General features: G+C 62.5%; 21 protein-coding genes and 2 pseudogenes. 12 read left to right on the plus strand and 11 right to left on the minus strand.

All coding sequences use genetic code 11. The features are described from left to right. Positions 1-154 precede the first annotated feature (154 nt). Together LB553_RS16125 and LB553_RS16130 are read left to right on the plus strand one after the other, a co-directional pair. Positions 155-940, plus strand: coding sequence for an SDR family NAD(P)-dependent oxidoreductase (locus LB553_RS16125; protein WP_224514755.1), 786 nt, complete (start codon positions 155-157; stop codon positions 938-940). Positions 941-1,063: 123 nt separating this feature from the next. Beyond that, positions 1,064-1,318 carry a hypothetical protein gene (locus tag LB553_RS16130; protein WP_224514877.1) on the plus strand — a complete coding sequence of 85 codons (255 nt, stop codon included), beginning with the start codon at positions 1,064-1,066 and terminating at the stop codon, positions 1,316-1,318. Positions 1,319-1,449: 131 nt separating this feature from the next. On the opposite strand, the gene LB553_RS16135 is transcribed toward LB553_RS16130, so the two are convergent. Continuing rightward, positions 1,450-2,043, minus strand: coding sequence for a DJ-1/PfpI family protein (locus LB553_RS16135; RefSeq protein WP_224514757.1), 594 nt, complete (start codon positions 2,041-2,043; stop codon positions 1,450-1,452). Between the two features lie 48 nt (positions 2,044-2,091). After that, the gene (locus LB553_RS16140; protein WP_224514758.1) at positions 2,092-2,787 is read right to left on the minus strand and encodes a GntR family transcriptional regulator; all 696 of its coding nucleotides are present in this window, start codon (positions 2,785-2,787) and stop codon (positions 2,092-2,094) included. A 202-nt stretch (positions 2,788-2,989) separates the two neighbouring features. Here LB553_RS16140 and LB553_RS16145 point away from each other — a divergent pair, with 202 nt between their 5' ends. The 4 genes and pseudogenes from LB553_RS16145 to LB553_RS16160 all read left to right on the plus strand — a co-directional run. After that, complete coding sequence (locus LB553_RS16145; protein WP_224514761.1) at positions 2,990-4,216, plus strand: iron-containing alcohol dehydrogenase; 1,227 nt, start codon at positions 2,990-2,992, stop codon at positions 4,214-4,216. 56 nt (positions 4,217-4,272) lie between these two features. Further along, positions 4,273-5,721 carry an NAD-dependent succinate-semialdehyde dehydrogenase gene (locus LB553_RS16150; RefSeq protein WP_412033345.1) on the plus strand — a complete coding sequence of 483 codons (1,449 nt, stop codon included), beginning with the start codon at positions 4,273-4,275 and terminating at the stop codon, positions 5,719-5,721. Between the two features lie 8 nt (positions 5,722-5,729). Further along, positions 5,730-6,545 (plus strand): alpha/beta hydrolase, encoded by an 816-nt coding sequence (locus tag LB553_RS16155; RefSeq protein ID WP_224514764.1) that lies wholly within the window; start codon positions 5,730-5,732, stop codon positions 6,543-6,545. Positions 6,546-6,785: 240 nt separating this feature from the next. Further along, positions 6,786-7,006: pseudogene (locus LB553_RS16160) on the plus strand (DUF2267 domain-containing protein); the annotation flags it as partial. A gap of 7 nt (positions 7,007-7,013) precedes the next feature. Here LB553_RS16160 and LB553_RS30810 read toward each other — a convergent pair. Beyond that, positions 7,014-7,109: pseudogene (locus LB553_RS30810) on the minus strand (hypothetical protein); the annotation flags it as partial. Between the two features lie 255 nt (positions 7,110-7,364). On the opposite strand from LB553_RS30810, the gene LB553_RS16170 reads away from it, so the two are divergent. The 4 genes from LB553_RS16170 to LB553_RS16185 all read left to right on the plus strand — a co-directional run bounded on the left by LB553_RS16170 (position 7,365) and on the right by LB553_RS16185 (position 11,839). After that, a complete protein-coding gene (locus tag LB553_RS16170) occupies positions 7,365-9,125 on the plus strand; it encodes a thiamine pyrophosphate-dependent enzyme (RefSeq protein WP_224514766.1) in 1,761 nt (586 codons plus the stop codon). A gap of 12 nt (positions 9,126-9,137) precedes the next feature. Further along, positions 9,138-11,129 (plus strand): protein-L-isoaspartate(D-aspartate) O-methyltransferase, encoded by a 1,992-nt coding sequence (locus LB553_RS16175; RefSeq protein WP_224514767.1) that lies wholly within the window; start codon positions 9,138-9,140, stop codon positions 11,127-11,129. A 54-nt stretch (positions 11,130-11,183) separates the two neighbouring features. Beyond that, a complete protein-coding gene (locus LB553_RS16180; protein ID WP_224514769.1) occupies positions 11,184-11,387 on the plus strand; it encodes a hypothetical protein in 204 nt (67 codons plus the stop codon). A gap of 131 nt (positions 11,388-11,518) precedes the next feature. Beyond that, positions 11,519-11,839 (plus strand): hypothetical protein, encoded by a 321-nt coding sequence (locus LB553_RS16185; protein WP_224514771.1) that lies wholly within the window; start codon positions 11,519-11,521, stop codon positions 11,837-11,839. An 89-nt stretch (positions 11,840-11,928) separates the two neighbouring features. Here LB553_RS16185 and LB553_RS16190 read toward each other — a convergent pair whose 3' ends face one another. After that, positions 11,929-12,207 (minus strand): hypothetical protein, encoded by a 279-nt coding sequence (locus LB553_RS16190; RefSeq protein WP_224514773.1) that lies wholly within the window; start codon positions 12,205-12,207, stop codon positions 11,929-11,931. A gap of 249 nt (positions 12,208-12,456) precedes the next feature. After that, positions 12,457-12,768 carry a hypothetical protein gene (locus LB553_RS16195; RefSeq protein WP_224514776.1) on the minus strand — a complete coding sequence of 104 codons (312 nt, stop codon included), beginning with the start codon at positions 12,766-12,768 and terminating at the stop codon, positions 12,457-12,459. Positions 12,769-12,917: 149 nt separating this feature from the next. Between LB553_RS16195 and LB553_RS16200 the strand changes: the two genes are divergently transcribed. Together LB553_RS16200 and LB553_RS16205 are read left to right on the plus strand one after the other, a co-directional pair. Beyond that, positions 12,918-13,121 (plus strand): DUF2934 domain-containing protein, encoded by a 204-nt coding sequence (locus LB553_RS16200; protein WP_224514779.1) that lies wholly within the window; start codon positions 12,918-12,920, stop codon positions 13,119-13,121. 6 nt (positions 13,122-13,127) lie between these two features. Continuing rightward, entirely contained in the window at positions 13,128-13,265 is a 138-nt protein-coding gene (locus LB553_RS16205) for a hypothetical protein (protein WP_224514780.1), read from the plus strand. 250 nt (positions 13,266-13,515) lie between these two features. On the opposite strand, the gene LB553_RS16210 is transcribed toward LB553_RS16205, so the two are convergent. The 6 genes from LB553_RS16210 to LB553_RS16235 all read right to left on the minus strand — a co-directional run bounded on the left by LB553_RS16210 (position 13,516) and on the right by LB553_RS16235 (position 18,544). Continuing rightward, on the minus strand, positions 13,516-13,947 hold the full coding sequence (locus LB553_RS16210; protein WP_224514782.1) for a hypothetical protein: 432 nt from the start codon (positions 13,945-13,947) through the stop codon (positions 13,516-13,518). A gap of 389 nt (positions 13,948-14,336) precedes the next feature. After that, positions 14,337-14,585: a cytochrome C oxidase subunit IV family protein gene (locus tag LB553_RS16215; RefSeq protein WP_224514784.1), complete on the minus strand. Its 249-nt coding sequence runs from the start codon at positions 14,583-14,585 to the stop codon at positions 14,337-14,339. Further along, a complete protein-coding gene (locus tag LB553_RS16220) occupies positions 14,582-15,217 on the minus strand; it encodes a cytochrome c oxidase subunit 3 (RefSeq protein ID WP_224514785.1) in 636 nt (211 codons plus the stop codon). The genes LB553_RS16215 and LB553_RS16220 overlap by 4 nt, the downstream gene beginning before the upstream one ends. Further along, positions 15,214-16,857, minus strand: coding sequence for a cytochrome c oxidase subunit I (ctaD, locus tag LB553_RS16225; RefSeq protein ID WP_224514787.1), 1,644 nt, complete (start codon positions 16,855-16,857; stop codon positions 15,214-15,216). The genes LB553_RS16220 and ctaD overlap by 4 nt, the downstream gene beginning before the upstream one ends. Beyond that, positions 16,854-17,807 (minus strand): cytochrome c oxidase subunit II, encoded by a 954-nt coding sequence (gene coxB / locus LB553_RS16230; protein WP_224514790.1) that lies wholly within the window; start codon positions 17,805-17,807, stop codon positions 16,854-16,856. The genes ctaD and coxB overlap by 4 nt, the downstream gene beginning before the upstream one ends. Continuing rightward, on the minus strand, positions 17,804-18,544 hold the full coding sequence (locus LB553_RS16235) for an SCO family protein (protein ID WP_224514791.1): 741 nt from the start codon (positions 18,542-18,544) through the stop codon (positions 17,804-17,806). Before LB553_RS16235 ends, coxB begins: the two co-directional genes overlap by 4 nt. Between the last annotated feature and the right edge of the window lie 8 nt (positions 18,545-18,552).

Raw genomic sequence — 18,552 nt, forward strand, 5'->3', positions numbered from 1 at the left:
CGCGAGGTGGGCAACTTATTGTTGGACCACAATGAGAGTCAAATAGGCGCGCGACAGTTGGCTTACGCCTATCTAGTAAGCCGCCATCTCGATTTCGCCCTGCGATTCCTGCTGGAAGAACCGGCTTCCGAGACGTAGCCAAAGGAGTTCAGCAATGAAGGATTTTGACGGCAAGGTCGCGCTGGTGACCGGAACGACCGGGATCGGTCTCGCAGCCGCCAGGCGCCTCGCCGCCGGGGGCGCCGCGATCATCGCCTGCGGCATCGATCGCGCGGCCAATGCCGCGATGAGAGCGGAGTTGGAAAGCTCCGGGGCCGGCGCGCTGGTCGTGGACACCGACGTCTCCGTGCCGGACCAGGTTCGCGACGCCATCGCCGCCGGCGTCGAGCGTTTCAGCGGCCTCGACGTGATCGTCAACTCGGCGGCGGTCCATCCCTATGGAACCGCGACGACGACCGACTGGGAAACCTGGAACAAGGCGATGACGGTCAATGTCGGCTCGATCTACCTGACCGCCCATTTCGGCATCCCGGAAATGATCAAGCGCGGCGGCGGCGCCATGGTCAATGTCGCCTCGGTGCAGGGTTTCGCCTGTCAGCAGAACGTCGCCGCCTACGCCACCACCAAGGGTGCCATCCACACGCTGACGCGTTCGCTGGCGCTTGACTACGCGGCCGCCGGCATCCGGGTCAATTCGGTCAGCCCCGGCTCGATCCGCACACCGATCCTCGAGAAGGCCGCGCGCGGCGACAATGGCAGCGATGCCGATGTCGAGGAAGCCTACAGGCGCTTCGGCGCGGCGCATCCGCTCGGCCGCATCGGCGAACCTGAGGAAGTGGCGGAACTGATCGCCTTTCTGTGCTCGTCGAAGGCCGGCTTCTGCACCGGCGCGGACTACAAGATAGACGGCGGCCTGACCGCCGGCATCGGCGTGAAGTGACCCATGAAGATCGGTCTTGGTCTTTACCGGAACCGCTGACTCAAGACAATTTCCGCTTTGCCCGCTAGGCAACCTCGGTCCCTGCTTCACGTTGATCCCTCGGGGCTAAGCAGGAGGACTTACATGCCGCTCACCGCTTTTGGTCTCAATTGCACACTCAAGATGCCCGAGGACCACGAACGATCCTCCATCAATCAAATGCTCAATGTCGAGTGCGAGACGACCCGAGCGCTCGCCCATGAAATCAAGCCCGGCGTGCTTTCCGACATGGGCGAAGGCGACGACTGGCCGAAGCTGCTTCTCCGCGTCGGTATCGCAATAGACGCGCACGTGATCGCGAAATTTGCCGCCCAGCATCTGGTAGATCGGCACGCATAGGCCTTGCCGGCAAGGTCCCATAACGCGATTTAACGGGCCGGCGAAAGATGGCAGCCATTGTGTACTTGGAGCGATGCGGCTTCAGTTCAGCCGGCTTCCGGCTCCAAGTACTTTCTGCGCGCCGCCAAATTCTAGCCGTGCCGGATTTCCGTGCCGAGCACTTTCAGGCATTCCTGGATGAAGGCCGCGAGCGCGGTCCAGCCCTTGGCCGAAACCATTGTGCCGTCGACATACGCTTCGGTTGGCGACAGGTCGATATAGGTGCCGCCGGCAAGCGTCACTTCCGGCTCACAGGCAGCCAAAGCTCCGACCTTCTTGCCGCGCACGACGCCGTCGACCGCGATCAGAATCTGCACGCCGTGGCAGATTGTGAAGATCGGCTTCTTGGTTTCGTGGAAATGGCGCACCATTGCCTGAACGCGCTTATCCGTGCGGATATATTCCGGTCCGCGGCCACCGGCGCAATAGACGGCGTCGTACTGATCAAGTTGCCTTTCCGCATCGGAAAATGTCTTGTTGATCAACGCATAATGACCAAGCTTCTCGGTATAGGTCTGGTCGCCCTCGAAGTCGTGCAATGACGTCTTGATCACATCGCCGGCCTTCTTGTCGGGGCAGACCACATGAACCGTGTGGCCGACCGCCTCCATCGCCTGTTGATAGACGAAGATTTCGTATTCCTCGGTGAACTCACCGGTCAGCATCAGGATTTTTTTGGCTGGCATGATTTGTCCTCTTTGCTTTGGGGCGGCGATGGCCGTAGGAACCTGTCACTAGAAGGCAGGCAGGAGCCGGTCCCGCGAATTCTCGATGTGAACGCGCATCGCGTCCGCGGCGCCGCTCGCGTCGCCTGCAGCGAACGCGGCGAGAATCGCCTCGTGCTCATCCAACGCTTCCTCGGTGACCCGCGAGTGGTACATCAGGCGGAAAATATGGAAGTGGGTATGCTGATGGTTCAGCGTCTCTCGAATGAGCTCGTTCTGCGCGAACTCCATGATCTTGTCGTGAAAGATCGCATCCTGCCGCGCGAAGTTGGAATAGCGCAGACGCTCGTCCTTCCCCACCCGCCGGGCCATCACGCCGGCCGCCTCCCGCAATGCCGTGAGGCGCTCCTCGTCGAGCGTTGCCGTAGCCTTTGCCGCAGCGGCGGGTTCAAGCAGGAGACGCAGTTCATAGAGCTCGTCGAACCGGCGCCGAGTGATCTGCGGGGCCGCGCGATAGCCGATCAAATGGGTCTTTACGACCAGGCCTTCGCCTTCCAACCGCCCCAGCGCTTCGCGGATAGGCGTGTGTGAAACGTCGAATTCCCTAACAAGATTATCGACGGTAATGCGCGATCCTGGCGGAATCTTCAGCGACATCAATTGTGCGAAGATTGCTTCGTAAACGTCACCCGCCAAGCTGTTGGCGCGCTGGATGCGGCCGCTTGGGCGAGCTTCGGTTTCAACCGTCAGGTCGGGATTTTCCATCGGTTACCTCTTGACACGAGCGAGCCCTAACATGATGCTCCGGCCAATTCAATAGGATATCCTATACGATTTTATAAAGGATATGAACCGATGAGCTAGGAAGCCCGACGCGGGCACGAAAGCCGACAAAGCCGGTCCCCGAACTGAAGACCGCCCCGATGAACACGACACTTTCTAAAAGTCTTTCGAAAGATCTCAGTCGATGACCCTTTTTGCAGCCGCGCGCCTGCCACGCGAGATTCTCTTCGGCAAAGGTCAGTGCCATGCGTTGGCTGCCATTGCCGGCCGATATGGCCGGCGTGCATTCATCTGCACCGACGAACGGCTCGCCGGAACGTCCGAGTTCATTGAGATGCTCGATGGGTTAAAGGCTGCCCGGATCGACACCCTCGTCTACGACCGCACCTTGCCCGATGTGCCGCGCGACAGCGTGGGTGCCTGTATCGCAGAGGCGAAGGGGTTCAGGCCGGACATGGTGATCGGCATCGGCGGCGGCAGTTGCCTCGATATGGCAAAATGCGCCGGGCTGCTCATCAGCCATGGCGGCAAGCTCCAGGACTATTATGGTGAGTTCAAGGTGCCGGGCCCTGCCCTTCCCCTTATCGCAGTGCCGACCACGGCCGGCACCGGCTCCGAAGTTACTCCCGTCGCGGTGATCTCGGATCCGGAGCGGACGCTCAAGGTCGGCATCTCCAGCCCGCATCTCATCGCCGCGGTTGCGCTGTGCGACCCGGACCTGACAGCGAGTTGTCCCCCATCACTGACAGCCATTGCCGGCGCCGATGCACTCACACACGCGATCGAAGCCTTCACCGCTGCCAAGCGGGGCACCGACCCCGACCTGCCGCAAAGACATGTGTTCATCGGCAAGAGCGCAATGACCGACCATTTCGCACTGCTGGCGATCAGACTCCTGGGCCGCAGCCTGGAAGCAGCCTGCCGCGACGGTTCCAACGAGGACGCACGCGCGGATGTCATGATGGGGGCATTGGCCGCCGGCTGCGCCTTCGGCACCGCGGGAACGGCAGCTGCCCACGCCGTGCAGTATCCGGTCGGCGCCCTCACCCACACGCCGCACGGCTTGGGCGTCGCCACGATGCTTCCTTACGTGATGCGCTATAACCTTGCCGCCGCGACAGCGGAGATAGCCGAGATCGGCTCAGCCTTCGGTTTGGCCGGCCACAACGGCAATCCCGCCGCCCTGGCGGAAGCGACCATCGATGAGATCGCCCGACTGTTCGCCGCGATAGGCATCACACGGACGTTGGCCGAACTCGGCCTCCCCGCGGATAAGATCGACTGGACGGCCGAGCAGGCGCTCGGAATAGACAGGTTGATCAAGAACAATCCCCGTCCGTTCGACATCGCGGCGATGCGAAACTTGATCCGAGCCGCGTATGAAGGCGACATGGGCGCCAGCGCGATGTGATGGAGGAATCCGAAACTATGAACATCTCTCCAGACTTGTTTGACCAGGATTCCGACATGTCCGACTACACCACCTTTTCGCACGGCCTCTACATCGGCGGCGACTGGCGCGCTTCATCCGACGGCCGCGTCATCGAAGTGGTCGATCCCTCGACGGAAGCAGTCATCGCCGCGGTTCCCGATGCGACGCTGGCCGATGCCGGGGCCGCGGTCGATGCGGCTGCGGCGGCAGCATCGGGTTGGCGCGAAACGCCGCCGCGCAGGCGATCCGAGATCCTGCGGCGCTGCTTCGAGCTGATGACGGAACGGGCAGAGACGCTGGCTGCGCTGATCGCCCTGGAGAACGGCAAAGCCCTGCGCGATGCGCGCGGCGAAGTCGCCTATGCAGCCGAGTTCTTTCGCTGGAACGCCGAGGAGGCAGTGCGCATCAGCGGCGAATTTGGCCTGTCGCCATCAGGCACCAATCGGATTGTCGTCGACTACCAGCCCATCGGCATCTGCGTGCTTATAACGCCCTGGAATTTTCCCGCGGCCATGGCCACGCGCAAAATCGCGCCTGCCCTTGCAGCCGGCTGCACCGTGATCCTCAAGCCCGCCAGCGAGACGCCTCTGACGGCTTACGCGCTTGCCGCGCTCTACGAGGAAGCCGGAGTGCCGCCCGGCGTCGTCAACGTCATCACCACCTCGAATCCAGGCACGGTAACATCGGCCATGCTGGCTGATGCGCGCGTACGCAAGCTGTCCTTCACCGGTTCGACCGGCGTCGGCCGGGTGCTTCTTGCCGAATCGGCCAAACACGTCATCTCCTGCTCGATGGAGCTTGGCGGCAACGCTCCATTCATCGTCTTCGATGACGCCGACCTGGAGGCGGCTCTCGACGGCGCGATGATCGCTAAGATGCGCAATGCGGGCGAGGCTTGCACGGCCGCCAATCGGCTCTACGTGCAGGCCGGCATCCACGATGCTTTTGCGGAAGGACTGCGCAAGCGCATGGCGGCGCTCAAGGTCGGCCCGGGCACTGAATCCGATACAGCGTGCGGTCCGATGATCACAAGGAAGGCCGTGGACAAGATCGACCGGCTCGTCCAGGACGCGTTTGCCCGCGGCGCGAAAGTTCTGTGCGGCGGCGCGATTTCTGAAGGCAGAGGCTACTTCTATCCGCCGACCGTGCTCTGCGATGTGCCTGCCGACGCCCTCATGGCGCATAAGGAGATATTTGGTCCCGTGGCACCGATCAGCCGCTTCGAAGGTGAGGCGGAGGTCATCGCAAAAGCGAACGATACCGAATACGGCCTCGCCGCCTACATCTACACACGTGATCTTGCAAAAGGCATGCGCGTGGCATCGAAGATCGAGTCCGGCATGATCGCGCTCAATCGCGGCCTCATGTCGGATCCGGCGGCGCCATTCGGCGGCGTCAAGCAGAGCGGGTTGGGACGGGAAGGCGGCCAGAAGCACGGCATAGTCGAGTTCATGGAGGCGAAGTACATCGCCGTGACGATGTGAGCAGACAAATGGCGAAAGACCCGTTCCGCACCCGTGATCACGTCGTCGAATTTGACGAAATCGTCGCCGAGATTGTTCGCAGAAGCGCGGAGACCAGGGCGAGAATCCCGATGGTCGCCGATGTCGCCTACGGACCGAGCCGTGCCGAAACCCTGGACCTGTTCTTCCCGGAAGGAAGGCGCGATCGGCTGCCGGTGCACATGTTCATCCACGGCGGCTATTGGCGCATGTTTTCCAAGAGCGACTATTCGTATGTCGCCGAGACCGTCACAAGCGCAGGAGCCATTGCAGCGATCGTTGGCTATGCGTTGATGCCTGCCGTCAGGATGGTTGCAATCGTGGATCAGGTGCGCCGGGCAAGACGGTGGCTAGATGAGAGGATCGCGAATTTTGGCGGCGATCCCGGGCAACTCACAATCAGCGGTCATTCAGCGGGGGCGCATCTTGCTACCATGCTCTTCAACGACGGCAGCCAGCCGTCGGGCATCAAGGGAGCAATGCTGCTTGGCGGGCTTTACAACCTGAGGCCGTTGCAAAGCTCCTTCCTTGCTGGGGAGATCGCGCTCACCAACGAAGAGGTGGCCGGCTTTTCGCCCATCGGCCATCGTTTCGATAGTCGGGTGGCGGTCGAGATCGCGGTCGGAAGCGATGAGACACCCCCCTTCCATGGTCAAGCTGCAGCGTTTGCCGAGCACCTGGAACGGCAAGGGCTGGCCGTTTCGCGCTCGAGCTTGGCGGGCGCAAATCATATGAGCAGCATTCGCGACCTCGGCATGCCTGGCACACAGGCTTCGGCTTTGTTGACTCGTCTGCTGGCCAGATGAAAGGCTTAGACGCCAGCGATCGAAAGTCGTCTTTCGGTAAGGATAGGATCTGCTCCGAACACCATGAGGCGCATCTCGGACGGCAATATCCGGGTCACGGAAGCAGACCCTGGCGCCCCTGTTGATGTGGGCGCTTCCGGGCAGCCAATCAAAACGATTGCCAAACGGACGAAACAATAACTCTGGCAGCGTGTTCTGCCTTAGATGGGTGTGCGGGCATTTTCTCATCTGGAGGCGACGATGAGCTCTAATGGCCTCGACGTGTTCGACAAGACGATACCAGACCACCAATATCTGGCTGAAGGAGATCATGGATGATCTCGGGCCGGATCGGCAGGCATACCCTTGGCGTTGTCCTGCGGACCTTGCGCGACAGCCTGCCCCCGGACCTGGGAGCCAATCTCGCCGCCGAGTTGCCGCTCCTGATCCGCGGAGCCTATTACGATCAGTACAACCCCAGCAGATAGTGAGCGACGCGATCGGTTCGCGCCAGAAAAGCTCCGCCGAGGTCTTTAGCCATTTGGCGTGCTGATTGACCATGGAATCGACGATATGGATGAAGCTAGGCGTTCCCTCGCCGCCGCCAAATCCCGTTCCTTCGCCAGGACCGGCCGATACCGCCTCGGCCGGTCCGAATTGCCGGCCTCCGTCGCGTCTTCCTATCGGGCGCTACGGGTTTCCTCATCACAGCTGTACTGGCGCTTTGCATAGAGGGGTTTCGGGATTGGGCGCATTCTGGGCGCTTGGGTTTGTTGCGGCCGCCAACAAGGGAACCAACCGCAATCGTGATGGTTCGGAAACCAACAGCGGAGCCTCGCAATGCCCAATGCAGCCGAAATCCTCGTCGACACCTTGATTGCCTGGAACGTCGAAGTCGTGTTCGGGCTCCCCGGCGACGGCATCAACGGCGTCATGGAGGCGCTGCGCAAAAACCAGGACAAAATTTCTTTCATTCAAGTGCGGCACGAGGAGTCGGCCGCGTTCATGGCCTGCGCCTACGCGAAATGGACAGGCAGGCTCGGCGTGTGCCTCGCAACGTCCGGACCCGGCGGCACCCACCTTCTGACCGGCCTTTATGATGCCAAGCTCGACCAGGCCCCGGTGTTGGCGATCACGGGCATGCAGTTCCACGATCTTATCGAGACATTCACGCAGCAGGACGTCGATCTGACCCGCGTCTTCAACGATGTGAGCGTCTATAACGTCCAGGTATCGGATGCGGCGCATATGGAGAACGTGGCGAGCCTTGCCTGCCGCACGGCGCTCGCCCGCAAGGGCGTCGCTCATCTTTCGATAGCCAGCGATATCCAGGAACAGCCCGCCGACGCAGCCAAGCGGTCCAAGCGCAACCGGCCGGCGCACACGCCGCAGGACATGTTCGCTCCTCACTGCCTCGCCGAGGATGCGGAGTTGGACAAGGCCGCGGCCATCCTCAACGACGCGCGGCGCGTGGCGATCCTGGCGGGACGCGGAGCCATCGGCGGGGCGGCCGAACTCGAAGACACGGCGAGGCTGCTGAAGGCGCCGATCGTCAAGGCGCTGCTCGGCAAGGCGGTGCTGCCGGACGATCATCCCTATACCACCGGCGGCATCGGCATTCTGGGCACCTTGCCCTCGCAGCAGGCGATGGAAACCTGCGATGCCGTCCTCATTGTCGGCTCGACCTTCCCCTACATCGAATATTATCCGCAGCCGGGCAAGGCGCGTGGCGTCCAGATCGACTGCGACGCGCAGCGCATCGGCTTGCGCTACCCGGTCGAGGCCGGCCTGGTCGGTGACGCGGCGGAGACCTTGCGCGCCCTCAACAAGCGGCTGGAGCAGAAGAGCGATGGCGAATTCCTGGCGACGGCGCAAAGCTCGATGCAAAAATGGCGCGAGATGATGCGCCAATCCGAAGACAGCTCGGCGCATCCGCTCAAGCCGCAGCGTATCGCGCGCGCCTTCGGCGAACGCCTCGCCGAAAACACGATACTGGCGGCCGATTCCGGTCAGAACACGGAACTGGCCGCTCGCCATGCCGATCTTGGCGCGGGGCAAGCCTTCGGCGTTTCGGGCGCGCTTGCTTCCATGTCCTGCGGTTTGAGCTACGCGATCGCCGCGGGCATCGCCTTTCCCGGCCGTCCGGTCGCGGCGATCGTCGGCGATGGCGGGCTCGCCATGCAGCTCGGCGAATTTTCTACGGCGGTGCGCTACGGCATTCCGCTGAAGCTCCTGGTCATCAAGAACAACATGCTGAACCAGATCGCCTGGGAGCAGATGATGTTCCTCGGCAATCCCCAGTTCGGCTGCGAATTGCAGCCGATCGATTTTGCCAAGGCTGCGGAGGCGATGGGCGGAAAAGGCTTCAGCATCGAGCGGGCGGACGATGTCGAGCGCGTGCTCGACCAGGCCTTCGCCGCCAGCGGGCCGGTGATCATCGAAGCGCTGGTCGACGCCTATGAGCCGATGATGCCGCCGAAGATGCCGCGCGACTACGCCAGGAACTTCCGCAAGGCGCTGCCCCAGACTCCGGGCCGCGACCTGATCGAGGAAAATGTCGCCCGGCAGCCGGCCAAGACGATGATGGAAGCAGGCGAATAGGAAGGAATCCTTATGCTCGATCTTTCCCGCGAGCGCCGTCGGATGGTCGATGTGCATCTCAGCCGCCGCGGCATCCACAATCGGGAGATATTGGCGGCGATGCGGGAGGTTCCGCGCGAAGCCTTCGTCGATCCTGGCTACGAGGAATTCGCCTATGAAGACGGACCGTTGCCGATCGCGGAGGGGCAGACCATATCGCAGCCCTATATCGTCGCCTTCATGCTGGAAATGGCGGAGATCGGTCCGGGAGATCAGGTCCTCGAAGTCGGCACGGGATCGGGCTACGCTGCCGCCGTCATGAGCCGCGTCGTCGACCATGTCTACACGATCGAACGCCATGCGGCGCTGGCCGAGACAGCACGGCGGCGCTTTCAAAAACTAGGCTACGGCAATATCGAAGTTCGGACCGGCGACGGCACCAGAGGCTGGCCGGAAGCGGCGCCCTTCGACGCCATCGTGGTAGCGGCGAGCGGGCCGGGCGCGCCGCTGGCCTTGCAGCAGCAGCTCGATGTCGGCGGCAGGCTGGTTATCCCGGTCGGCGACGATCCTGACGAGCAGCGGCTGCTCAAGGTAACCCGCACCGGCGCATCGACTTACAGCGAGGAGGATTTCGGTGGGGTGCGCTTCGTCCCCTTGATCGGCGAACAGGGCTGGCCGGAGGAAAGCCGCCCAGGAATTGCCCGCACGATGCCGCTTGCCCGCCCGCGCAGCCTGCCGGAGATGATCGCGGCGGCAGCCGAGCCGCTTTTGGACTTCGACGATCCCGGCTTCGCCGAAGCGTTCGACCGGTTTGCGGACCGGCGGATCGTCCTGCTTGGCGAGGCCAGCCATGGCACGTCGGAATTTTACCGGGCGCGCGCGGCAATAACAAAAAGGCTGATCGAGAGGCATGGCTTCACCATCGTCGCGGTCGAGGCTGATTGGCCCGATGCCGCCGCGATCGACCGCTATGTCCGCGGCCGCGGCGCCTCGCCCGGTGCCGATCGGCCGTTCCAGCGCTTTCCAACCTGGATGTGGCGCAACACCGACGTCGCGGCATTCGTGGAATGGCTGCGCGAGCATAATGACAAGGTCAAGGCACTCCAGCCGCAAGCAGGCTTTTATGGCCTCGATATCTACAACATGCGCGGCTCGATCGCCGCGGTCCTGGAATATCTCGACCACGTCGATCCGGAAGCGGCGAGGGTTGCGCGGGAACGCTATGGCTGCCTGACGCCGTGGCAGACCGAACCGTCTACCTATGCCCGGGCCGCGCTGACCAAAGGCTATCGCGACTGCGAGAAAGCGGTCCTACAGCAGTGCCGCGACATGCTGGCGAGGCAACTCGATCATGCCGGCCGGGACGGCGACGAACTTTTCGACGCCGCGCAAAACGCCAGGCTCATTGCCTCCGCCGAGCGTTATTACCGCACCATGTACTATGGCGGATCGCAATCCTGGAACCTGCGCGACACGCATATGTTCGAAACGCTGGAACGTATTCTCGGCGCGCGGGGTCCGAACGCCAAAGCCGTGGTGTGGGCGCACAATTCCCATATCGGCGACGCCCGTTACACCGAAATGGGAATCTCGCGCGAGGAAGTGAATATCGGCCAGCTCTGCCGGCAGCGGTTCGGCGATGCCGCGGCGCTCATCGGTTTCGGCACGCATGCAGGCACTGTCGCCGCGGCAACGGACTGGGACGGCGAGATGGAAATCAAGTCGGTGCGGCCTTCGCGCGAGGACAGCTACGAGCGGCTCTGCCACGACGCCGGCATCGAGCGGTTCCTGCTTGACCTCGGACGCGATCCGAAGCTGCGCGACCGGCTGACGGAGCGTCGCCTGGAACGATTCATCGGCGTGATCTACCGACCGGAAACCGAACTGCACAGCCATTATGCCGACGCTTCGCTGGCGCGGCAGTTCGACGCCTTCGTCTGGTTCGATCAAACCAGCGCCGTCACGCCTCTTGGACCCGAGCACGCGGCTGGAGGCATGCCCGAAACCTACCCATTCGGCGTTTGACGCTGGAACATTCGGCGCCGCTTCCGGTTCAGAAAGACAAGAGCGAGGAAAACCATGAGCGGAAACCAGCACCCGAAATCGAAAAAACCGAGCGACGCGGATATGGCGAACGATCCAGGCATCGGCACGTCCAAGGGCACCATCAAGGAGGGCGACGAGCTGGAGCATGGCGAGAACACGGTCGAAGGGGACGTCGAGAACGACACTAACGCCGCCGGTGGAATCAACCCGAGGCAGAAAATCCGTACAAACAAATAATCGTTCTTACGTTGCTATGCCCCGAACAGCGTGACAACGAAGTATAATTTGTGCATAGCCCAGTTGGAACATCGGCAGGAGTCTCTTGTTTGAATCGTATCGCAATCAGGCGATAAAATAGGAGACTCCCCATGATTAGACTTCTCTCGGCTTCGGCTGTCGCAATCGTGCTCGCCACATCCGCAATGGCACAGTCCAGCGGGTCCGGAACCAGTGGCAGCGGGACCGGCGCCACGACGGGCACCAACGGCACAGGGACCACGACCGGGACCAGTGGCATGAACAACAACGGCAATGGCGGCACGATCGATCCGAACGCCACAAACAGCACGAACACGACAGCCAAGCCCAACGGAGGCAGCGACCGGTGCAAGGACGCGGCCGGAAACGACATCGATAACAACACCGCCAGTGGCAACACCACATCCAACATGCAGAATTGCAACAAGTAGGCTCGTCAGCCTGCTGCCTTGCACAGAAAAAGGCCCGCCTTTCAGGGACGGGCCTTCTTCCTTGGCGATCTGCGGTCGAGCCTCCCGCCCTACATCCCGCGGTCCGGAACATAAAGGCAGAAGGAGTGCTGGGATTGGGTGTCGCCGCCAGGCTTGCACTCGTGAAAATACTCGTCACGCGATCGCTTGATGCGGTGATCGCTGTAGGGGATCAGTTCGCCGGTCGAGAGCTGATAGCCGTATTTCGTCTCCTTCACGTCCGAAGGCGGCGCCTGATAGCAATCCACCCCGGCGCAGCATGAAGGATCGTACTGCCAGCCTGCCGGCGCCTGGTGCGCCAATGCCGGGACGCAAAGGAAACTTGCCACGATGCTTGCCGGCAAAACCAGCCAGACCTTCGATCGGCGCTGCTTGGTTGATCGGCAGGCCACCGCGCCTGTCCGTTTTGGGAGGCATCTGCTTGGGGCTGTTCTGTCCATCGCCGGTCCGCCGTGTCTGCGGCGGCCCCGGATAGGCCCCGGGGCCTCACAATCCGCCGCCGGCATGCGGAGTCGCCGACGGCGGTTGCTACCGAACCTCAAAGTCGAAGCTATGTTCCACGGCGCATCCGGTCCGGCTCAGTCCTTCACATAGGCGCCGGGCTGACGGCCGCTCCGGGGCGCCTTTGCGTCCTTGGAGCGCTCCGCGACGGCCGGGCCTGCGCCTGAACTCTTTTCCGTCGCCGGGCTTGGTGTCTGACGGGCCGGATTGCGGCCCTCGGACTGATGGGTTTTGTCCTCGACCTCACCGTGCTTGCGGCTGAGACCTGGACCGACATGGGGCTTTTCGTTGCTGGCGGCGTCCTGGGAGAACTGGTCGCTTGGATCCGGATCGGTGTTGGGGGGATATTTCCTGGCGCCCGTCTCGCGGCGGTTCTGGCTGTCCTTCATGACGATCTCCTGTTGGATGAAAGATAACATTTCGACGAAGGCGGCGTTCCCAATGCGGCGCGGTCCGATTCAAGTCTTGATGGAACAAACCTCCCGTCGCCCGATTAGGCCTGGCTTCAGCGCCAGCCCGGCGCGAGAGGAGGTTCCGCATGGACAGGCAAGAACGCATCAGAGAACGCGCCCATGAGATCTGGGAGCGCGAACGCCGCCCCGAGGGACGCCAGCAGGAACATTGGGATCAGGCTGTCCAGGAGATCGAGTCGGAAAGTTCGGAAGCCGAGCGCGGCCCGGTTGCCCCCGATCCGGTGGTTGGCGTCGGCTCCGATCCGACCGTCAACAAGCCAGGCGGCTAGAGCCCGATGCGTCGTATCATTGCCTTGGTCGTCATCGTGGTGATCGTGGCGGTTGCTGTATGGGTCTGGGCCGACCACGCTGGCAGGCGTCCGAGCGGCGGTGCCCAGCAGCCTTCGCCGCACGCTATCGACCAGAATGGCTGAGAGGATGGAGCCGCGTCACCGGGTGGCGACGTCGTCTCCGCAAGATTCCCCCGCGCTGTCGTTGTCATGGTTCGACTTCGTCGTGCCAGCGGAAAGGTTCCATGCGGCCTGCCGCCTGAACCGATGTGCATAGGCACGGGGACCGAACAGCCGCCCTCGCATTTCATCGATCGGTTTCCGTGCGAACTCCTTGTCGGGCGCGGCGCGCCGAGCCGCCGGCGACCTGCGCTCGCCGGGCGGCTAGCCTTCTTCAATGCAGGAAGCGGCTTCTGAGCCAGGCGAAGAACCGGTTGCCGCTAATCAGCCTACGCACCCGCGCCGCGGCCCAACTGGCCTGCATCGTCGACCCGGCATGGCAGCTGCAGACGACGTCATGCAATTGCCAATCGGAGAGTTCGAAAAAGCGCTTCGCCTCGCCATAAGTGTCCGATTGCAATCCGGCCGCGCGAAGCAACGGATCATCAAACGCAACCGTGAGCGGGGATCCGTCCGCCCGCACCCGTTCGCGAACTTCAGGATCGACATATTCGGTTCCCGTCAGGGCCGAGAGGCAACGCAGAGGATTTCGGTCGAGCAATTCCGCCCACCGCTCGATCCGCTGCGCTCTTGTTGCCAGAGGAACCAATCCAAGCCGATCGACGACTGCCACCGATTGAAGTTCATATGAGGTCTGATGCTTCATTGCTGTCTCCTGTGGTTGTGGCGGCGACATCTGCACAGCGGCACGGCAGATCCTGCCGGGGCACAAAGCCCACGCCTGCGAGGGACAGACCCGGGCCGATCAGGTGTTGCCCACCGATCTTCGACAGACGCCTTGAAGCGGCGTCTGAAGCAAACCCGAACTGCCAGCGATGTCCAATGTTCCCGGACATCCTTCGCAACGACACGGCTTCCTACCAGGCTCGATCGAGCTGCATGTGGCGCGTCAATCGGCACCAATGGAACATCGGGCATATTGCAGGGCTAATCAGCTGACCGGTCGCTTCGAATGCGACGGCGCCAGACATGTGCAGCAGCTGGTCGAGTGTAACGATGAGAAAAGCTCAGATCGTAGGCCACCAGCCTTACCGTTTATCGCCCGATCAGCGTCAACCCGAACAGGATGACGAGCCAAAGCCCGGCGGCCGCGACGGCCAGCCGCGGCAACGTGCCGGTCAGATGCATGAACAGCATGGCGATCAGGATCGCCTTTGCGGCGGCGATCGCCAGGTTGAGCGCGACGTTGAACCCGCCGAGATCGACGAAGGACGAGCCGACCGTCAGTGTCAGCAGCGCGAGCAGCCCGAGATAGCCGAAGGTGAGTTTGCGCAATTCGCTCATCGGTTGATCAGATAAAGGACTGGGAACATGAACACCCAGATGATATCGACGAAATGCCAGTAAAGGCCGACGGCAACCACCCGGCGCAGGCGGTTGGCAGGGCTGGAAGTCGGCCAGAGCGCGATCATGCCGGCGATGACGACGATGCCGCCGATCAGGTGCAGCGCATGGAGCGAGGTCATCGTGAAATAGAGGCCGAAGAAGAATTCGGCGTGCACGGGATCCGGTCCTGCATAGCGGAACGGCAGGCCGAGAAGCGGGGCCAGTCCTTCGCTGATCTCCTTGCCGTATTCGATCCCCTTCACGATCAGGAAGCACAAGCCCAGCGCCGCAGTCGCGACCAGCGCCCAAATTGTCGGGCGCCAATGTCTATGAAGCGCAAGCATATGCGCCAATGCCATAGTGAAGCTGCTGGTGATCAGCACGGCCGTGTTCAAGGTGCCGAGCGGCAGAGAAAGGCGCTTCGAGGCGGCGGCGAAAGCGGGGCCGAAATCGATATGGGCGACGAGAAAGACAAGGAAAATCGCGCCGAACAGCATCGCCTCGGAGCCGATGAACACCCACATCGCAAAAGTGTCGGCGCGCCGTTCGCGCAGGGGCGTGTCGAAAGCGACGCTTTCAGTGCCGCTCATCGCGCCGCCTCCTCCCGGTGCGGACTGAAGCTCTCGTGCTCGAGCCCCTTCATGTCGTAGGCATAGGCCGGTCGCGTCACGACCGGCATGGTCTCGAAATTATACGGCGGCGGCGGCGAGCTTGTCTGCCATTCGAGCCCGGTCGCGTTCCACGGATTATCGGGCGCCCGGGCGCCGCGAAACAGCGACCAGCCGAGGTAGAACAGGGGCATCAGGTAGCCGATCGCCAGCACCACCGCGCCGGCCGAGGACAATACGTTCCAGAACTGGAACTCCGGCGGATAGGTATGATAGCGCCGGGGCATGCCGTTGAAGCCCAGCATATATTGCGGGAAGAAGGTCAGATTGAAGCCGACGAAGGTAACGGTCGCCGCTATACGCCCCGCCGTTTCCGAATACATGCGGCCGGTCAATTTCGGCCACCAGAAATGCAGGCCAGCCATATAGGCCGTCACCATGCCGCCGACCATGATGTAGTGAAAATGCGCGATGACGAAATACGTATCGTGGACATGGACATCGACCGCCAACGCCGCAAGGAAGAGCCCGGCCAATCCGCCGAAAGTGAACAGCCCCAGGAAAAACAACGCATAGAGCATCGGCGTCTCGAAGCTGATCTCGCCCTTGCGCAGCGTCAGGCTCCAGTTGAAAACCTTGATCGCCGACGGGATCGCGACGCAGAAGGACAGGAACGAGAACACCACGCCGGCATAGGCCGACTGTCCGCTGACGAACATATGGTGGCCCCAGACCAGGAAGCCGAAGACGGCGATCGCCATCGACGACATCGCCACCGCCTTGTAGCCGAACAGCGGCCGGCGGCTGAAGCAGGGTAGCACCTCCGACACCACACCCATGCCGGGCAGGATCATGATGTAGACCGCCGGGTGCGAGTAAAACCAGAAGAGATGCTGGAAGAGCAGTGGGTCGCCACCGAGATCGGGATTGAAGATGCCGATGCCGAACACGCGCTCCAGCACGATCAGGATCAGAGAGGCGGCGAGCACCGGGGTTGCCAGCACCATCACCAGGCTGGTGGCGTAGAGCGTCCACACGAAAATCGGCAGTCGGAACCAGGTGAGCCCCGGCGCGCGTAGCGTGTGCACGGTGACGATGAAGTTGATGCCGGTCATGATCGTCGAGAAGCCGACGATGAAGACGCCGAACGCGGCGGTCGAGACGAAGCCATTGGCATAGAGCGTCGACAGCGGCGTGTAGAAGGTCCAGCCGGTGTCGACGCCGCCGGCCACCACCGCAAACAGCGCGAACAGGCTGCCGAAAATGAAGACGTACCAGCTGGCGAGGTTGAGCCGCGGGAAAGCAAGGTCGCGCGCGCCGATCATCAGCGGCAAAAGGAAATTGCCCATGGTCCCCGGGATCGACGGCACCAGGAAGAACCAGACCATGATGATGCCGTGCAGCGAGAACAGCCTGTTGTAGACATCGTCGGAGACGAGGTCGCCTGCCGGTGTCGCCAGCTCGATCCGCATCAGCACCGCCATGGCGCCGCCGAGAAAGAAGAAGACCGTCAGCGAGATGAGATAGAGCCACGCGACGCGCTTATGGTCGGTGGTGAGAAGCCATGCCCGCAGGCCGCTGCCTTCGCCGAGATATGTACCCTGCATCGCCGCGTTGCTCATGGCTTGGCTCCAGCCGTTGGCCGAGGCGAAAGCGACTTCAGATAGGCAAGCAGCATCTGCAGCTCGCCTTCGTCGATCAGGCCGTCGAAGCTCGGCATGACCGGCTCGTAGCCCGCCGCGATCTCCTTCTTCGGGTTGAGGATGGAGTCGCGCAAATAGCGCTCGTCGGCGATCACCGTCTGCTGATTGTCGAGCGCCACCGGCCGGCCGAAGATGCCGTCAAGCGACGGCGCCCTCACCTTGCTGCTCGCGCCATGGCAGCCGGAGCAGCCCAGCGCGCGAAACAGTTTCTCGCCACTCGCAGCAAGCGTCTCGCCTTCGCCCTGGCCGTTCAGCCAGGATGCGTATTGCTCGGGTGCCATCACAGTCACCCAGCCGCTCATTTCGGAATGCTGCGTGCCGCAATATTGGGCGCAGAACAGATGGTAGCGGCCGGGCTCGGTGGCGATGAACCAGATGCGCGTCGTGCGGCCGGGCACCGCGTCCTGCTTGATGCGGAAGGCCGGCACGTAGAAGGAGTGGATAACGTCCTGCGAGGCGAGCGACACCACGACCGGTTTGCCGACCGGAACGTGCAGCTCGTTGATCTCGCGCTGGCCGCCGGGTTGCCTGAACTCCCACATCCACTGTTTGCCAAGCCCCGTGATCTCGAGCGCGTCCGCCGGCGGATGATCGCGGCGAACGAAAAGCACTGCGCCCCAGCCGAAGAAGATGAAGGCGATGATCAGGCTGGCGACGGTCCAGCTCATCTCCAGCCACATGGTGCGGGAACGCTGTCCCGTGCGATCCGCCTTCGAGCCGACGCGGTATTTCACGGCGTAGCCGACGACGAGGCCGGTGAGTGTCAGTCCGAGAACGGCTGAGAAAATGAGCAGCGTGTAAAACAGCGCATCGACATGGCCGGCTTCCGACGAGGCTTCCTGCGGGAAGAAGGGAACGCCGAAGCTCACCTTATCCTCCCGCGCGTTTGCCAGAGCACGATCGCAGCGAGACCAAGCGCCGTTGCCAGGCTTGCCACTTTCAGCGCTGCCCAGATTACGGGAGTGTACTGGCCTTTCGAACTGTCGAACCCCGCGCAGAACAGGAAGGCGTGATCGGCAATCGACCCGAGCTTGTTGGCCGACGCTTCGACCAGCGCGAGCTGGAGATCGCGCGGCGTGAAGGTCAGCGCCGGCAATACCTGCGAAATTCGGCCAGAAGGCGTCAGCGCAATGACCGCGATCGGATGCACGAACTGATCGATGCCTTTGCGCCGGTCGAACGTGATGCCGGCCTCGTTGGCAAGCGCTGCGCCGGCGCCATCGCTGCTTGTCAGGAACCGCCAGGCGGACAGTCCCGTCGGACCGGCGGCGGACGCGATTTCAGCTTGCGCTTCTGCGGCATCGGCGGAGGTTTCTTCGGGGTCGATCGAGATGAACAGCGCGCGATAATCTGCAGGGCGAAGCGATGTCTTCTTCAGGTCGGACGCGACGGCCTGCTGGGTGACCCCGCAAAGGTTCGGGCATTTGTCGTAGCCAAAGATGACGAGCGCCGGACGCCCATCGAGCGTCTCGCCAAGCGTCAGCTTCCGGCCGCTAGTATCGACCAACTCCCGCTCAAGGCTGAGCTGCGCGCCGGGCTTCGGATCGAAGGTTGGTCGTTCGGCGGCAAGCGCCGTGCTGGCAATGAACAGACAAAGCGCAGCCAACAAGCTTC

The organism is Mesorhizobium sp. CA8, assembly GCF_020164955.1.
Lineage (GTDB): Bacteria > Pseudomonadota > Alphaproteobacteria > Rhizobiales > Rhizobiaceae > Mesorhizobium.

What these genes read in the sequence shown, in the direction of transcription:
- LB553_RS16220 (WP_224514785.1), bottom strand. Translation starts at nt 15,217, where the DNA reads ATGAGCGGCACTGAAAGCGTCGCTTTCGACACGCCCCTGCGCGAACGG.
- LB553_RS16210 (WP_224514782.1), bottom strand. Translation starts at nt 13,947, where the DNA reads ATGAAGCATCAGACCTCATATGAACTTCAATCGGTGGCAGTCGTCGAT.
- LB553_RS16150 (WP_412033345.1), top strand. Translation starts at nt 4,273, where the DNA reads ATGTCCGACTACACCACCTTTTCGCACGGCCTCTACATCGGCGGCGAC.
- LB553_RS16200 (WP_224514779.1), top strand. Translation starts at nt 12,918, where the DNA reads ATGGACAGGCAAGAACGCATCAGAGAACGCGCCCATGAGATCTGGGAG.
- LB553_RS16155 (WP_224514764.1), top strand. Translation starts at nt 5,730, where the DNA reads ATGGCGAAAGACCCGTTCCGCACCCGTGATCACGTCGTCGAATTTGAC.
- LB553_RS16185 (WP_224514771.1), top strand. Translation starts at nt 11,519, where the DNA reads ATGATTAGACTTCTCTCGGCTTCGGCTGTCGCAATCGTGCTCGCCACA.
- LB553_RS16175 (WP_224514767.1), top strand. Translation starts at nt 9,138, where the DNA reads ATGCTCGATCTTTCCCGCGAGCGCCGTCGGATGGTCGATGTGCATCTC.
- LB553_RS16205 (WP_224514780.1), top strand. Translation starts at nt 13,128, where the DNA reads ATGCGTCGTATCATTGCCTTGGTCGTCATCGTGGTGATCGTGGCGGTT.
- ctaD (WP_224514787.1), bottom strand. Translation starts at nt 16,857, where the DNA reads ATGAGCAACGCGGCGATGCAGGGTACATATCTCGGCGAAGGCAGCGGC.
- LB553_RS16125 (WP_224514755.1), top strand. Translation starts at nt 155, where the DNA reads ATGAAGGATTTTGACGGCAAGGTCGCGCTGGTGACCGGAACGACCGGG.
- LB553_RS16135 (WP_224514757.1), bottom strand. Translation starts at nt 2,043, where the DNA reads ATGCCAGCCAAAAAAATCCTGATGCTGACCGGTGAGTTCACCGAGGAA.
- LB553_RS16180 (WP_224514769.1), top strand. Translation starts at nt 11,184, where the DNA reads ATGAGCGGAAACCAGCACCCGAAATCGAAAAAACCGAGCGACGCGGAT.
- LB553_RS16140 (WP_224514758.1), bottom strand. Translation starts at nt 2,787, where the DNA reads ATGGAAAATCCCGACCTGACGGTTGAAACCGAAGCTCGCCCAAGCGGC.
- LB553_RS16130 (WP_224514877.1), top strand. Translation starts at nt 1,064, where the DNA reads ATGCCGCTCACCGCTTTTGGTCTCAATTGCACACTCAAGATGCCCGAG.
- LB553_RS16145 (WP_224514761.1), top strand. Translation starts at nt 2,990, where the DNA reads ATGACCCTTTTTGCAGCCGCGCGCCTGCCACGCGAGATTCTCTTCGGC.
- LB553_RS16195 (WP_224514776.1), bottom strand. Translation starts at nt 12,768, where the DNA reads ATGAAGGACAGCCAGAACCGCCGCGAGACGGGCGCCAGGAAATATCCC.
- LB553_RS16215 (WP_224514784.1), bottom strand. Translation starts at nt 14,585, where the DNA reads ATGAGCGAATTGCGCAAACTCACCTTCGGCTATCTCGGGCTGCTCGCG.
- LB553_RS16170 (WP_224514766.1), top strand. Translation starts at nt 7,365, where the DNA reads ATGCCCAATGCAGCCGAAATCCTCGTCGACACCTTGATTGCCTGGAAC.